This window comes from Psychrobacter immobilis (assembly GCF_904846065.1).
Classification (GTDB): Bacteria; Pseudomonadota; Gammaproteobacteria; order Pseudomonadales; family Moraxellaceae; genus Psychrobacter; species Psychrobacter immobilis_H.
In genome coordinates this window covers 2,711,279-2,724,224 of the sequence record NZ_CAJGZV010000001.1, presented here as the reverse complement: position 1 = coordinate 2,724,224, position 12,946 = coordinate 2,711,279, and the positions used below count along the sequence as shown (strand labels likewise).

At 41.5% G+C, this 12,946-nt stretch carries 14 protein-coding genes; 8 read left to right on the top strand and 6 right to left on the bottom strand.

Annotated features, from left to right (window positions below; all coding sequences use genetic code 11):
• Window positions 1-38: 38 nt before the first annotated feature.
• The 4 genes from JMW64_RS11350 (at window position 39) to JMW64_RS11335 (ending at window position 4,160) form a co-directional block, all read left to right on the top strand.
• A complete protein-coding gene (locus JMW64_RS11350) occupies window positions 39-1,187 on the top strand; it encodes an imelysin family protein (RefSeq protein WP_201554762.1) in 1,149 nt (382 codons plus the stop codon).
• Between the two features lie 3 nt (window positions 1,188-1,190).
• Complete coding sequence (locus tag JMW64_RS11345) at window positions 1,191-2,729, top strand: DUF1513 domain-containing protein (protein WP_201554760.1); 1,539 nt, start codon at window positions 1,191-1,193, stop codon at window positions 2,727-2,729.
• Between the two features lie 2 nt (window positions 2,730-2,731).
• Window positions 2,732-3,400 (top strand): M48 family metallopeptidase, encoded by a 669-nt coding sequence (locus tag JMW64_RS11340; protein ID WP_201554758.1) that lies wholly within the window; start codon window positions 2,732-2,734, stop codon window positions 3,398-3,400.
• Between the two features lie 154 nt (window positions 3,401-3,554).
• The gene (locus JMW64_RS11335) at window positions 3,555-4,160 is read left to right on the top strand and encodes a methyltransferase domain-containing protein (protein WP_201554756.1); all 606 of its coding nucleotides are present in this window, start codon (window positions 3,555-3,557) and stop codon (window positions 4,158-4,160) included.
• Here JMW64_RS11335 and JMW64_RS11330 read toward each other — a convergent pair.
• Window positions 4,138-4,821 (bottom strand): HD domain-containing protein, encoded by a 684-nt coding sequence (locus tag JMW64_RS11330; RefSeq protein WP_201554754.1) that lies wholly within the window; start codon window positions 4,819-4,821, stop codon window positions 4,138-4,140. The two genes, JMW64_RS11335 and JMW64_RS11330, sit on opposite strands and share 23 nt — an antisense overlap.
• Before the next feature lie 45 nt (window positions 4,822-4,866).
• Window positions 4,867-5,775, bottom strand: coding sequence for a hydrogen peroxide-inducible genes activator (locus tag JMW64_RS11325; RefSeq protein ID WP_109591797.1), 909 nt, complete (start codon window positions 5,773-5,775; stop codon window positions 4,867-4,869).
• A 360-nt stretch (window positions 5,776-6,135) separates the two neighbouring features.
• Between JMW64_RS11325 and ahpC the strand changes: the two genes are divergently transcribed.
• On the top strand, window positions 6,136-6,702 hold the full coding sequence (gene ahpC / locus JMW64_RS11320) for an alkyl hydroperoxide reductase subunit C (RefSeq protein WP_045453533.1): 567 nt from the start codon (window positions 6,136-6,138) through the stop codon (window positions 6,700-6,702).
• A gap of 173 nt (window positions 6,703-6,875) precedes the next feature.
• Here ahpC and JMW64_RS11315 read toward each other — a convergent pair whose 3' ends face one another.
• Window positions 6,876-7,124, bottom strand: a complete 249-nt coding sequence (locus JMW64_RS11315) for a YdcH family protein (protein WP_045444089.1) — start codon at window positions 7,122-7,124, stop codon at window positions 6,876-6,878.
• 502 nt (window positions 7,125-7,626) lie between these two features.
• On the opposite strand from JMW64_RS11315, the gene ahpF reads away from it, so the two are divergent.
• The 3 genes from ahpF to JMW64_RS11300 all read left to right on the top strand — a co-directional run bounded on the left by ahpF (window position 7,627) and on the right by JMW64_RS11300 (window position 11,089).
• Window positions 7,627-9,204, top strand: a complete 1,578-nt coding sequence (gene ahpF / locus JMW64_RS11310) for an alkyl hydroperoxide reductase subunit F (protein WP_201554752.1) — start codon at window positions 7,627-7,629, stop codon at window positions 9,202-9,204.
• 130 nt (window positions 9,205-9,334) lie between these two features.
• Window positions 9,335-10,180 (top strand): hypothetical protein, encoded by an 846-nt coding sequence (locus tag JMW64_RS11305; RefSeq protein WP_201554750.1) that lies wholly within the window; start codon window positions 9,335-9,337, stop codon window positions 10,178-10,180.
• A gap of 87 nt (window positions 10,181-10,267) precedes the next feature.
• Window positions 10,268-11,089 (top strand): hypothetical protein, encoded by an 822-nt coding sequence (locus JMW64_RS11300; protein WP_201554748.1) that lies wholly within the window; start codon window positions 10,268-10,270, stop codon window positions 11,087-11,089.
• 16 nt (window positions 11,090-11,105) lie between these two features.
• Here the strand turns inward: JMW64_RS11300 and JMW64_RS11295 are convergent, their stop codons facing one another.
• The 3 genes from JMW64_RS11295 to JMW64_RS11285 form a co-directional block, all read right to left on the bottom strand.
• Window positions 11,106-11,855, bottom strand: coding sequence for a glutathione S-transferase family protein (locus JMW64_RS11295; RefSeq protein ID WP_227694193.1), 750 nt, complete (start codon window positions 11,853-11,855; stop codon window positions 11,106-11,108).
• A 150-nt stretch (window positions 11,856-12,005) separates the two neighbouring features.
• Window positions 12,006-12,338, bottom strand: a complete 333-nt coding sequence (locus JMW64_RS11290) for a TIGR01244 family sulfur transferase (protein ID WP_201554747.1) — start codon at window positions 12,336-12,338, stop codon at window positions 12,006-12,008.
• Between the two features lie 128 nt (window positions 12,339-12,466).
• Window positions 12,467-12,793 carry a beta-lactamase hydrolase domain-containing protein gene (locus tag JMW64_RS11285; RefSeq protein ID WP_201554746.1) on the bottom strand — a complete coding sequence of 109 codons (327 nt, stop codon included), beginning with the start codon at window positions 12,791-12,793 and terminating at the stop codon, window positions 12,467-12,469.
• Window positions 12,794-12,946: the final 153 nt, after the last annotated feature.

Genomic DNA, 12,946 nt, shown 5'->3' with positions numbered 1-12,946 from the left:
GAATTTAAACCATTATTGATAATAATATTGAGAAATTTATGAAAATAAACCATGCTTTAGCGATGGCCTTATCGGCCTTAAGCGCAGGCTTGCTGATCAGCTGTGTTAAACCGGCTGATGACAATAAAGCGCCAGAAGTAGATAGCCAAAAAGTTGCGCAAGACAATGCGGCATCTACAAGCGCAGCAGAAAAAGATAGTAGTGGAGATAAAATTACCGCTGTCGATATTAGTGCCGAGACTGAAAAGACCTATTTGACCCATGTGGCAAATGACATTGTCATTCCAGCCTATGCGGATGCCGCAAAACAGAGTGATTTATTGCATGATTTGGCACAAAAGCATTGTCAGCAAGCACCAGTCAGCGGTGATGAGCTGCAAGCACTGCGCGATCAATGGCTAGTGCTTGCACGAGCATGGGCAGGCGCTGAGATGATTAACTTTGGTCCAGCGACCGCCAGCATGAGTAATTTATATATCAATTACTATCCTGATGAGCGCGGTCTGGTACACAGTGGCGTTGCGGATCTAATCGCTGCCAATCCTAAGCTCACTGCCGAGCAATTGGCTAACGAGAGCGCCATCGTGCAAGGGGTGCCAGGATTAGAAGAAGCGTTATATGCCAATGACAGTCTGGATGCTGCTCAATGTGCTTATGTTATTAGTGCAAGCAGTGCTTTGAGCACGCGCCTAAAAGATATTGAGAAAAACTGGCAGCAAAATGCCACTAATCTATTAGCCATTGATAAAACGGCTGACAGCGATCAAGGGTTGAATCAATGGTTTAATTCTTTACTCTCGTTGGTTGAGACCATGAAGTCTAATGCCATCGATCAACCGTTAGGCTTAACAGGAAAGGCAAAAGGTCATTTGCCAGCCGCTACCGCAGAGCAAAGCCGTGCCATTATCAATGCTAAATTGGCGACATTGAATGAAGTAATGACGGATCCCGTTTTGACCGCTATTTTGGGCAGCAATAATGAAAATGAAGTCGCGGATAACTTATCGACCGCGCTTGCTGATGCCACTACATTATTAGCGCAAATGCCAGAAGACTTAGGGACCGCCGATAAAGCGACTCAACAAGAGCTGTTTGATCACCTCACGACTATTACACGTATTATTAAGCGCCAATTGATTCCGACGCTGGGTATCCGTGTGGGCTTTAACAGTACTGATGGCGATTAAAAAATGCACTCTATCGATACTAAGACAGCAAAAAAATCACAGCCGCAGCCAGAAGATAAGCAGTCTAATAATGAGCTGCTGGTAACATCAGCATTGACGATGCTTTCTACTATAATGGGTACCGTAGCGCTTGTCGGTATTCATCATCGTTATCGCAAGCAGCGTCAGCCTGATGCCCGCTTGCAGGATTATGTCGTAGGCATACGTTCGCAGTTGCAGTCGTTAACCTCTACACCAACACCCCAGCTAGCACGGTTTAGTTACGCTTGTCAGCAAGCCGCTACTGCATGGCAACACGCTTATTATTTATCGCTAGATGATAGGAAGAATACCAACCATCATAGCGTCGCTGACTTTAGCGCGGCACATACCACCACCGTACTGACGCGACCCGTTTGTTGGGTTAGCGGTGTCGCCTCTATGCCAAAAAATAGCGCATTAGCAAATGATGAGCAGCGTGTTGACAATGATTTTGGTGTGGTCGGTATTGACGCTGATCGACAAATCGTTTGGCAAACGACCATGCCTGAACGTGTTCACGATATTGTCGTTCAGCCTGTCGCTGATATTAAAAATGTATTTATCGATAGTAGAAATAGAGATGTCGTGGTGATGGGGCGCCGTCCGAGCGAAAAAATTTGGGTATTAGACACAGCAACCGGAGAAGTAAAATTCGCCATTAACGCTGCAAACAACCGTCATTTTTATGGACACGCTTGTTATAGTTTAGATGGTAAGTTGCTGTATGTGACCGAGAATGACACCATAAATTTGGATGGTAAAATCGGTATCTACGATGCTTACGAGAATTATAAGAAAATAGCAGAGTACAACTCGCATGGTATCGGTCCGCACGAGCTGATTATGCATCCTGATAGCGAGACATTAGTGATCGCTAACGGCGGTATCAAAACCGAGCAAGCGTCACGTGAAGAGCTCAATTTAGACAGTATGCGTCCTTCATTGGTTTACCTTAATCGTCATACTGGCGCTTTACTTGAGCAGATTATGCCTGAGCACAATCAAATGAGCGTGCGTCACCTAGCCATGCATGGCGATGGAACGGTGATGATAGGAATTCAATTCCAAGGTGAAAAACATATCAATGTGCCGTTAGTATTGACCCATAAACGCGGTGATACGGATTTTAAACCTCTTATTATGCCAAACGATCAATGGCAGCGTTTTCATCAATATATCGCCAGTGTGGCGGTTGATAGTGAGCGTAACTTATTATGTGTGACCACGCCAATTGGCGGTTGTGCGGCGATTTATGACTTAAATACTCGTAAATTGATTGATGATGTTAGCCTGCCAGATTGTGCGGGTGTAGCAGTGTTTTTGCGGCAAAGTACTAATAATACAGCCAATCATTATGAGCGATCAGGTTTTATCGTTAGTGATGGGCAAGGTCAATTGACCAGATTAACGGTCAATGATTTATCTATAGCAAACTCAGACATCGTCACTACAAATGAAGCTATCGTTAAAGACAGTCAATACCATATGATTTCGTTTGATAATCACTTGCAAGCGCTTTGAGTATGAATATGCCGTCTGCATATCAGTCATCTTTACTAGAGGAATCTATACAGCGTTTGGCGCAAGCGGATATTGAGCTACATATCAGCAAAAAGCGGGTCAAAAATATCAACTTTCGCTTAAAGCCACATCAATTACTGGTATCTGTACCACTATTTATTAGCCCAGCCCAAGCTGCGCAGGCTGTGATGAAGCGCGTGTCATGGGCGATAGCAAACCATCCGCAAGTATTAGAGCAGTATAAACGGCAACAACTTCCTTTAGCGCAAGCTTCAAATGCTGATAGTACCTTGCTATTGTGGGGTACAAAGCAACCGTTCACTTTAAACCATGATGAAAAACTTGCCTATTATCGGCAACATCTTTCTGAAGCGATACCTGCATTATTTGCAAAGTGGCAACCGATTGTCGGTGCGACAGCCAATGAGATACGCCTAAAAAAAATGCATACGCGCTGGGGCAGTTGTAACACGCGTGCGCGCCGAATTTGGTTATCTGTGTATCTGCCTGCTTATCCTATTGCGTGCACCGAATACGTCATCGTCCATGAGCTGTGTCATTTACACCATGCCAATCATAGTGCGGAGTTTTGGCAGACGGTAGCGAATGCGATGCCAGATTATCAGAACTGGCATAATATGCTGGCAGGGAAGACGGGAAAATTAGATTAAATGATTTATCTAAATAATATCCATAATCGTAAGGCATGTCCTCATTTTCATCACCATCTTTAAAATGAGACACGCTCTAATAAGCCTGATATGATTAGACATAACGATATAAATCGTGTCGTTTAAATAATAAGTTTGTCTACAGGGATGTCATATGGAAAACGTCAATCAAGCGGAGTTTTGGCAGCAGCGTTATGAGCAAGACAGTATCGGCTGGGATATGGGACAGGTATCGCCACCGCTCAAAGCCTATATTGACCAACTGCCCGAATCTGCCAAAGAGCAAGCGATTCTGGTGCCGGGTGCGGGCAATGCTTACGAAGTAGGTTATTTACATGAGCAAGGATTTACCAATGTCACCTTGGTTGATTTTGCCCCAGCGCCGATTGCAGCGTTTGCTGAGCGTTATCCTGACTTTCCAGTGGAGCATTTAATCTGTGCCGACTTTTTTGAGTTATCGCCTGAGCAGTATCAGTTTGATTGGGTGCTTGAGCAGACGTTTTTTTGTGCGATAAATCCATCACGCCGTGATGAGTATGTGCAGCAGATGGCAGCGTTACTGAAACCGAATGGTAAGCTGATTGGTTTGCTCTTTGATAAAGATTTTGGACGAGAAGAGCCACCGTTCGGCGGTACAAAAGCTGAATATCAGCGGCGTTTTGAGCAGCGTTTTGATATTGAAGTCATGGAGCCAAGCTATAATTCACATCCTGCACGGCAGGGCAGTGAGCTGTTTATTAAGATGCGTGTAAAAGCGTAATTTCGTGCTCAATATTTTTTCTAGCCTGCTTCTCTAACCGTGCATAGTAATAATCTGTCAGATAAAGCGTTGGATGTGCCAGTAATTCTTTTAATACGGCCATGCGTCCGACGCGATAATCGTCATCTGAGACATGCGCATACTCTTGGCGTACAGCGTGAGCATAGTGTTCATACTCCGACCAAGATGACCCTAAAATACTTAAGTCCATATCTAGTAAATAAGCGGCATCGCTGTATTCTTCTCTCGCTTTAGCTTTGTTTGACCATTTGTCAATTTGATGACTAGCCGTCATCATAATCAGCGCATAGATATGTTGGCATTGCTCCGCATTTAAATAACCAGTTAATGACTCTACTGCATATTCTGCACTTTTAAGCTCATTATCTGAGCGCATCGGCTCATATATCACATCATGATACAACAGTGCTAACGCAATGATATGCGGCTTATGCAAATTATCTTTAACCTGATCGAACTGCCCAAACAACTGCTGAATATGTTGCAAGCTATGATAAGCACGCTGCGGCTCGTTATAACGCATGGTGATATCCTGCCAAAGTATGCTCACTTGCTCTAGCGTGATATGGCTACTCATAGCGGATAAATGCTGCGTAAAAATCGTACCAAGCTCAGTATTTAGTTGCGACAAATCGTCCATCGTTAACCTTCATTTGATAACTGCTGGCAATTTACAACCAACAGATTATTCTTTATTAGCAGTATCTTCAAAGGCTTGCTTAAACACTTTACCCAATAAGTTGACGTCATCGACACGGGCATAGTTCAAACGGGTGACAAAGGCAATATGACGATGCGGTCCTTTCTCAGCGAGTGGTATCGCGACGGCATTTTGGTTTTGCAGATGCAGCTGATCCAATGCCATTTCTGGCACCAATGTCGTCCCCATATTGGCAAGTGCCATCTGTATAAGGGTGTTTAGACTGGCATCTGAAAAGCTTGACTTCATCTGTGCACGGTCAAAATGACAGACAGACAGCGTCTGATCGGTCAAGCAATGCCCTTCGCCGAGCAGCATAAGATTGGCGGTAGCCAGCTCATCCGCGTTGATGGTTTCAAGCTTGGCATGCACATCATCTTTTGGGAATACGGCAAAGAAATCTTCGCTCCAAAATTCAAAGCTGTGCAAACCATCGACCGCATAAGGCAGCGCAATAATAGCCGTATCAATATGACCGTAACGCACTTGCTCTAGCAAACGCTCCGTTTGTTGCTCAACGATGGTCATACGAAATTCTGGATAATTGGCTCGTAGGGCAGGTAAGACTTTTGGCAACAGATAAGGCGCAATCGTTGGAATGATACCGACAGTCATCGGATACGCCAGCGGCGATTGATGGCTATGGGCGCGTGTGGTCAAATCATTGACTTCAGAAAAAACTCGCTGCGCCCGCGTTAAAATGTCTTCACCAATAGGGGTAATCAATACTTGCTTATTGTTACGCTCAAAAATCTGCGTATCCAGTTGCTTTTCTAACTCGGCAATACCCAAACTCAGTGCCGATTGCGAGATATTACAGTCTTCTGCTGCACGTTTGAAGTGACGGTGCTTGGCCACTGCTAAAGCAAACTCAAGTTGACGTAAAGTAATCATAAAACCTCTCTATTAATGGGTTTTTAACGTGATATATTATGCTGATTCATTTGGTGTACCAATTCGATATCCAAACTCGATGTCATCTTAACGTAACCTAACGGCTGTATAGTGACTGACGGATGCTCTATAGTGGCTGATGCATAATGCACTGATGATAAAAAGTAGAGAGAATAGTTTAACAAGTTTAATAAAACAAAACATCACATTAAAAACTTTTAACTGGATTAACGATAGAATTCGCGTATAGTTTGTCAGGTAGCCCAAAGCAGTAAAGGCTTAATAAAAGGCTTAATAGAAACAATCATACCAAGAAATTTTAATCAACTTAACTATCAATCAACTATAAAGGAGCCAATCATGGCGTCTATTATCAATCAAGAAATCCCAGAATTTTCAGCTGATGCGTACGTTAATGGTGAATTCAAAACCATCACTTCAGAAGACGTAAAAGGCAACTGGGCAATCTTTTTATTCTACCCAGCTGACTTTACCTTTGTTTGCCCAACTGAACTTGAAGACATGGCGGCTCATTACGACGAGCTTAAAGGTTTGGGCGTAGAAGTATACTCAGTATCTACTGATACTCATTTCACGCATAAAGCATGGCATGATTCTTCAGAAGCGATCGGCAAAGTACAGTATCCAATGATCGGTGATCCTACTGGCCGTATCACTCGTGGCTTTAACGTCATGATCGAAGAAGCAGGTTTGGCTGAACGCGGTACATTCCTAGTTGATCCAGACGGCTTGATTCAAGTTGCTGAGATTCATGCTGGTGGTATTGGCCGTAGTGCAAAAGACATGCTACGTAAAGTAAAAGCAGCCCAATATGTTCGTGAAAACGATGGCGAAGTTTGCCCAGCAGCTTGGGAAGCTGGTCAAGAAACGCTAAAACCAAGTCTTGATCTTGTTGGTAAAATCTAGCTCTTGATTTAACGAACTGGCTCAATACTTTAGATATTTGTAGTGCTGTATATCCTACTTTGAGTTAAATCAGCATTATAAATGAAGACCCCATCAGCATAAGTTGATGGGGTCTTTTTATGTTATTTGACAATAAGTGTTTTTATTCATGCATCGTGATAATAAGTGAAGCGCTAAGCATGAGATTGTAGTTTATTTTTATCAATTATCTTATAAATCTCATCTTTTAAATGCAGTTTTCGTCGTTTCATCAGTTCAATTTCTTCATCGCGACTGGTGTGTGTCACCAAGTTTTTATCCAACTGATTAATCTGCTGATCTAGCTGGGTATGCTCATCAAAGATCGTCGCAAAATGACTGTCTTTTAGCTTAAGCTCAGCAATAATGTCTTTGTTATCTTGCCATGTATCAGTCTTTCTCATGTTGTCATCCTTGTTATGAAGCGCAAGCTTGCAGTAAGCATCCGCGCATGGTCGTAAGATTGTTTTGATGAATTGCTATGATTTTGAGACTTGATTTTATTAAGCCAAAACACTATTTAGCTCAATATGGATAAGACCTAATAGTAGCAGAAAGCGTCTTTGATAAACTTGCATAAAAGACAATCTGCAACGAGGGAAATAAGAGTTTTTCCTATTAGCCTCATTTGATTGTAGCGAAAAAACAGCCTTGTTACCATGATAATAATCTGTATGTAAATTGAAATTTAATTATAAATGATAATTAATGATTGGTTTTATAAAACATAAGATTTGAGTTTCTCAGCTTGCCGAAACCCTCAGAACCTATGATAATAGAGACATCAAAGGGCATAAACTTATGGCCTATAATATTTTAGATAAAATTATTAATACCAAATAGTCTATATTTGAACGAGCAACATGACAGTTGCCGTTACATATCCAGTAATGATGAGGAACAAACATGATAGATAAAAGTTTATTAGATGCCATCAAAAGTTACAGTGAAAAGATGACTCGTCCAATTACCTTCGTATTGGGTAGTGGCGAACATAGTAAGCGTGCTGAGTTGATTGATTTTTTGACTAAAATCGCTGGCACCACAGATAAAATCAATTTTGATGCAACAGCAACTGATGATAGCTTACCAAGTCCAATTAGCTTTAAAGTAGTCAGTCATGTCGATGGTGCATTGACTGATACGGGTATTGTTTTTAGTGGTATCCCTGGTGGTCATGAATTTACCTCGCTGATTTTGGCTATTTTGCAAGCGGGTGGTCATACGCTAAAATTGGATGAAAGTATTCAAAAGCTGATTAAGCGTTTTAATAAGCCACTACAGTTTCAAACTTACGTGTCGCTATCTTGCCACAGTTGCCCAGAAGTGGTACAAGCGCTCAACCAGTTTGCACTATTGAACGATGGCATTAGCAACGAGATGATTGATGGTGCTCTATTCCAAGAGCAGGTTGATGTTAATAACATCCAAGGTGTACCAGCGGTATTCTTAAATGGTAAACCGTTTGCCAATGGTCTCATCGACACGGCAAAATTGATTGGAAAGTTGCAAGAGCAGTTTCCTGACTTGTTAGCAGAAGCTGATGACGATGCTGAGCAGTTAGAGCAGCAAGATGTGACGATTATTGGTGCAGGTCCAGCTGGTGTTGCCGCTGCGATTTATACCGCTCGTAAAGGCTTAAAAGTGACGATGGTTGCTGATCGTATCGGCGGACAGGTGAAAGACACGCAGGATATCGAAAACTTGATTTCTGTGCCTTTAACCACGGGTACTGAGCTATCAGCGAACTTTGAAAAACATTTACGCGAATACGATATTACTTTAAAAGAGCATGTCAGCGTCAAAGAAATTAGTGAGACAGAAGATGAAAACTATCGCATTCATCTAAACACGGGTGAGACGTTTGAGACACGCAGTATTATCTTAGCGACGGGTGCTCAGTGGCGTAAGCTTGGTGTTCCGGGTGAAGAAGAGAACATCGGTAAAGGCGTGGCTTTCTGTGCGCACTGTGACGGCCCATTCTTTAAGGGTAAAGACATTGCTGTCGTTGGTGGTGGTAACTCTGGTATCGAAGCGGCATTAGATCTTGCTGGTATCGTGAAGCATGTGACTGTGCTTGAGTTCGCGGATGATTTAAAAGCGGATCAGGTATTGATTAACAAAGCCAAAGAAAAAGCCAATATCGAATTTATCACTGGCGCAGCGACGCAAGAAATTAAAGCGACTGATGGTAAAGTGACTTCGATCGTGTATCAAGATCGCAGTACAGGTGATACTCATGAGCGTGACTTGGCAGGGGTGTTTGTACAGATTGGTCTAGTACCGAACTCTGCGTTTGTCAAAGGCTTTGTTGATTTGAACCGTTTTGGCGAGATTGAGATTGATGAGCGCTGCCGTACTGATCGTAAAGGTATCTTTGCTTGTGGTGACGTGACCACTGTGCCATTTAAGCAAATTAACATTGCGATGGGCGAGGGTTCAAAAGCTGCACTGTCAGCGTTCGAGTACTTGGTTATGCAGTAAGTTATTTCACGCTAAATTTAGTCTAACAAGCCACCTCTTTTGAGGTGGTTTTTTTATGGGTGCTGATATACTACTTGTAAAAAATTATAAATTAACTTATGTTCGTTAATATTTTACGAGAACCTTAATAGTGAAAAATAAATATGCAATTCGCAAAAATAATTATTGGGCTAAATGCCTAGCTTTTATATTTGTACTATTCAGTGTAACCAATGCTTATGCAGGGCAAACCGTCAATGAGATTCTGAATGAATACTATCCCATCTATAATGAGACAAAGCAGTGTCGAGGTATTATGGCTAATAACGGTTCATCAGATGGCGAAGGCATACTTTATCAAAACGGTTACTGTATTAAAATTGATAGACAATTAAAGGTACAAGCCAAGCAGGGTACAAGGTTATATATATCGGTCATTGGCGACATCGGTTTTAATGAAGATGGTAGCGAAGCGTATGGAGCACACGTCTTTTCTGGTCTAGTAGGCATGTTTGTTCTAAAGCCACAAGGTTCAGGCTGGGAAGTAGAATCTGCCAATCCAGCGATGAATGCAGGTGCTTCTGGTAAAGGTCTAAAAGACTGGAAGCTGATACAAGTTGCCCCTGATAAATGGGGATTTATTAATGTTCATAGTGATTCGCATTGGGTTCATTCAGGCTCGGCTTTTGTGTTACTTACGCCAGACAAGAGTAATATTAGAAGAAGCTGGGTAGAAGCCAAGTATGAACATTCTAATGGAGGATCTGGGTCAGCAGGAGGTTGTAGCAATCCTGATGCCAGTACTTGTACACTTTTAAAGGCTAAGCTAGGCGTTGATAAGAAGATGATAATTAATGGTTTTTATCCATTAGAGATTACGCTAAACGGTTTTGAGGATGATAAGGTATATAAAAATAAAGTCTATATTATTAAATATCAGCCCCGATTAGGGTATCAAGTACCTAATGATTATCCAATGAAAGATGTCAGTTTTTAAGTGTCGACTTTATTGTTTATATCGTAATGTACATCACGCTGCAGCTGTCGCAAAAATAACCGTTAAGCGTTTAGGAAAAGATAAAGTATGACAAACTTCAAACTATCACAAATAACTTTAAGCATTGTTGGTGCGATTACGCTTATGAGCTTATCAAATGTTGTATCGGCAAAAAGCGTTAATGAGATTATTAAAGAATACTATCCTATCTATAATAAGGCTCAACAGTGCCAAGGTATCATTGCACCCTCAGGGCCTTATAATGGTTTAACTGGAGAACGGGAGTTTACGGGCTATTGTATTGAAATCGATAGACAACGAGTATTAGAGACTGATAAAGGTAAACGTTTATATATAGTGGTGAAAGGTAACGCTAGTTTTAATGAGGATGGTGAAGCGTTGGAGTATACCGACACTCGCTTTGACAGTGGTTTGGTCGGTATGCTTGTATTGAAACCACAAGGTAGTAGCTGGCAAGTAGAGTCAGCAAATCCTACCATGACCGCTGGAAGTTTTGGTTTTGGTCTTTCTAAATGGCGTTTACAGAAGTTCGGACCGAATGCATGGGGTTTTTTAAATAAGCATAGCAACGCAATCCAAGGGTACTACAACGATTACCTTGTCATATTAATACCCGATGGAGGAGGTATCAAAGAAAGTTGGATAGGCATGGATCATAACAATGAAGACGTTGGGAAATGTGAAGAGAATATGTCAGAGTGCGATAATACCAAAACTACTTTTGCCATCGATAGTCGTAAAACGGTTAATGGATTTTATCCTTTAGAAATAACACTCAATGGATTTGTGAAAGGCAAGAAATATCATAACGCTACTTATCGTATTAATTATCAAAAAAACAAAGGCTATATAGAGCCTAATGAATATCCTTTAAAAGATAATTATTAGGCTCGTTTTCAATGATTCACCTTTGGTCAGCCAACACCCCAACCACCGAAAGTATCTCACCTGCTTCATCTTCTTTAATTACGCGAGTTTCTTCAAGTGCTGCCTCCCGCCAAGCCTGTAGATGGGGATTGTTTAACATCGTCTCACAATACTGTTTGGTCGTTGGCTTTAATACTATGTCAGAGGCATCGGCATACGTTTGCAAACGTAGAATAACTGGTGCGAAAAAAGCATCGGCAGCCGTGAATGGACCAAACAAATAGCTGTCTGTTGAGCGACTTTTTAAACAATCTGCAAAAATCTCTTCGATACGAGCAATGTCCTTTAAACATGCAGCGCTGGGTTGTATTTTTGCTATGGCTCGAATGTTCATCGGCATGTCACTACGAATGCCCATCAGCCCTGAATGCATTTCAGCGACGATACTTTGGCAATAGGCGCTATTTATTCTGATGCTAGTATTACTTTTAGTCTCAGACCTACTCAGTCCTGTCCAAACATCTACGTTGGTAAAATAATCATTGATATGCATGGCAATCGCTAAGGTGTCCCAAACTGTGACCTTTTCGTCATTTTCACCATAGACTAAAACGGGTACTTTGCCTGTTGGCGCATGCTCATCGAGAATGGGTATCGCGGATGGATGAAACAGTTCAATCAGTTGCTCATCAAAATTAATATTAAAAGCTTTGAGTAGTAGCCAAGCTCGCAATGACCATGACGAATAGTTTTTATTGCCGATGATGAGTAGCGGTTTTTGCATCATAAAATCCTATTGAGCTGTATAAGTAGTATTTTATTATGTGCTCAATATTAAAAATTAACCAGTCTATAGTTTAGTAATTCCAATAAAAAATGCCCATCCAAAATTTGGACGGGCGTTTTTTCAGCAGTAGTAATTATATTTAAATCACTATCAATCGTCTAATAAATCCATACGCTTTGCCGCTTCGTAGATACCTGTTGAGCGGTTGCCAGTACGGCAAAAAATTAGCATTGGCTGTTCAGCTTGATTGAAGAAATCAGCAAATTCTTCGACATGGTTTTGATTAAGCTCATTACCAGCGAAAGACACTTCTTTATAAGCAAGACCTGCTTTTTTAGCAGCGGCCTCAATCTCAGCGCTGGTCGGTTGATTCGGCTCTTCACCATCTGGACGGTTGTTAATAATGGTTTTAAAACCATTTTCAGCAATCATAGGTACTTGATCAGGGGTGATTTGTCCAGTAATACTAATTTGATGGCTCATAAGAGCTCCTTTTTATTTTTCATATTAAATAAAGTGTGTGGTGTAAGATACAGAATCTTAGCCTAATCTTAATAGGCAACTTTCTAAAGAGACCGTATGTAAACGCTATCGCTTTTTTATAGTAATGGTTATAACAAACCTTGCATCAATGCGCTTTGATACAACAATTTAGCACGTGCACCTGTCCCGCAAAACATCAATATCGGTTTAGGCATCGAGCGATAAAACGCCGCAAATTGCTCGACAGTCTCCATGCTCAAGCGCTCATCATCAAACGGTAAATGATGATAAGTAAGGTTGGCTTTTGCCGTCGCACTGGTAAAGTCGTCGCTATTGGGCTGCGTTTCTGTCTCGGCATCAGGACGAATATTGAGCACGGAGCGGTAGCCAAGCTCAGCAATCTTGGTGCATTGGCTTGGATAAATTTGCTTATAAATGGTTAAATTATCGGTCATAAGTAGCTTCGGTCGCATATATTAAAAGACGTTTGTAGGTATAGTATTGTAGCTAAGCGCCATTGTATAAAGGCTGTACTTTAGGTATCTCTTCTAAAGGCTGTATTTTTTAAGGGCTTATACCAATTTAGCATAACACAGCTTTTATCATAT

What these genes read in the sequence shown, in the direction of transcription:
- JMW64_RS11290 (WP_201554747.1), bottom strand. Translation starts at nt 12,338, where the DNA reads ATGAGCCATCAAATTAGTATTACTGGACAAATCACCCCTGATCAAGTA.
- JMW64_RS11315 (WP_045444089.1), bottom strand. Translation starts at nt 7,124, where the DNA reads ATGAGAAAGACTGATACATGGCAAGATAACAAAGACATTATTGCTGAG.
- JMW64_RS11350 (WP_201554762.1), top strand. Translation starts at nt 39, where the DNA reads ATGAAAATAAACCATGCTTTAGCGATGGCCTTATCGGCCTTAAGCGCA.
- JMW64_RS11285 (WP_201554746.1), bottom strand. Translation starts at nt 12,793, where the DNA reads ATGACCGATAATTTAACCATTTATAAGCAAATTTATCCAAGCCAATGC.
- ahpC (WP_045453533.1), top strand. Translation starts at nt 6,136, where the DNA reads ATGGCGTCTATTATCAATCAAGAAATCCCAGAATTTTCAGCTGATGCG.
- JMW64_RS11295 (WP_227694193.1), bottom strand. Translation starts at nt 11,855, where the DNA reads ATGATGCAAAAACCGCTACTCATCATCGGCAATAAAAACTATTCGTCA.
- JMW64_RS11340 (WP_201554758.1), top strand. Translation starts at nt 2,732, where the DNA reads ATGAATATGCCGTCTGCATATCAGTCATCTTTACTAGAGGAATCTATA.
- JMW64_RS11330 (WP_201554754.1), bottom strand. Translation starts at nt 4,821, where the DNA reads ATGGACGATTTGTCGCAACTAAATACTGAGCTTGGTACGATTTTTACG.
- ahpF (WP_201554752.1), top strand. Translation starts at nt 7,627, where the DNA reads ATGATAGATAAAAGTTTATTAGATGCCATCAAAAGTTACAGTGAAAAG.
- JMW64_RS11325 (WP_109591797.1), bottom strand. Translation starts at nt 5,775, where the DNA reads ATGATTACTTTACGTCAACTTGAGTTTGCTTTAGCAGTGGCCAAGCAC.
- JMW64_RS11300 (WP_201554748.1), top strand. Translation starts at nt 10,268, where the DNA reads ATGACAAACTTCAAACTATCACAAATAACTTTAAGCATTGTTGGTGCG.
- JMW64_RS11345 (WP_201554760.1), top strand. Translation starts at nt 1,191, where the DNA reads ATGCACTCTATCGATACTAAGACAGCAAAAAAATCACAGCCGCAGCCA.
- JMW64_RS11335 (WP_201554756.1), top strand. Translation starts at nt 3,555, where the DNA reads ATGGAAAACGTCAATCAAGCGGAGTTTTGGCAGCAGCGTTATGAGCAA.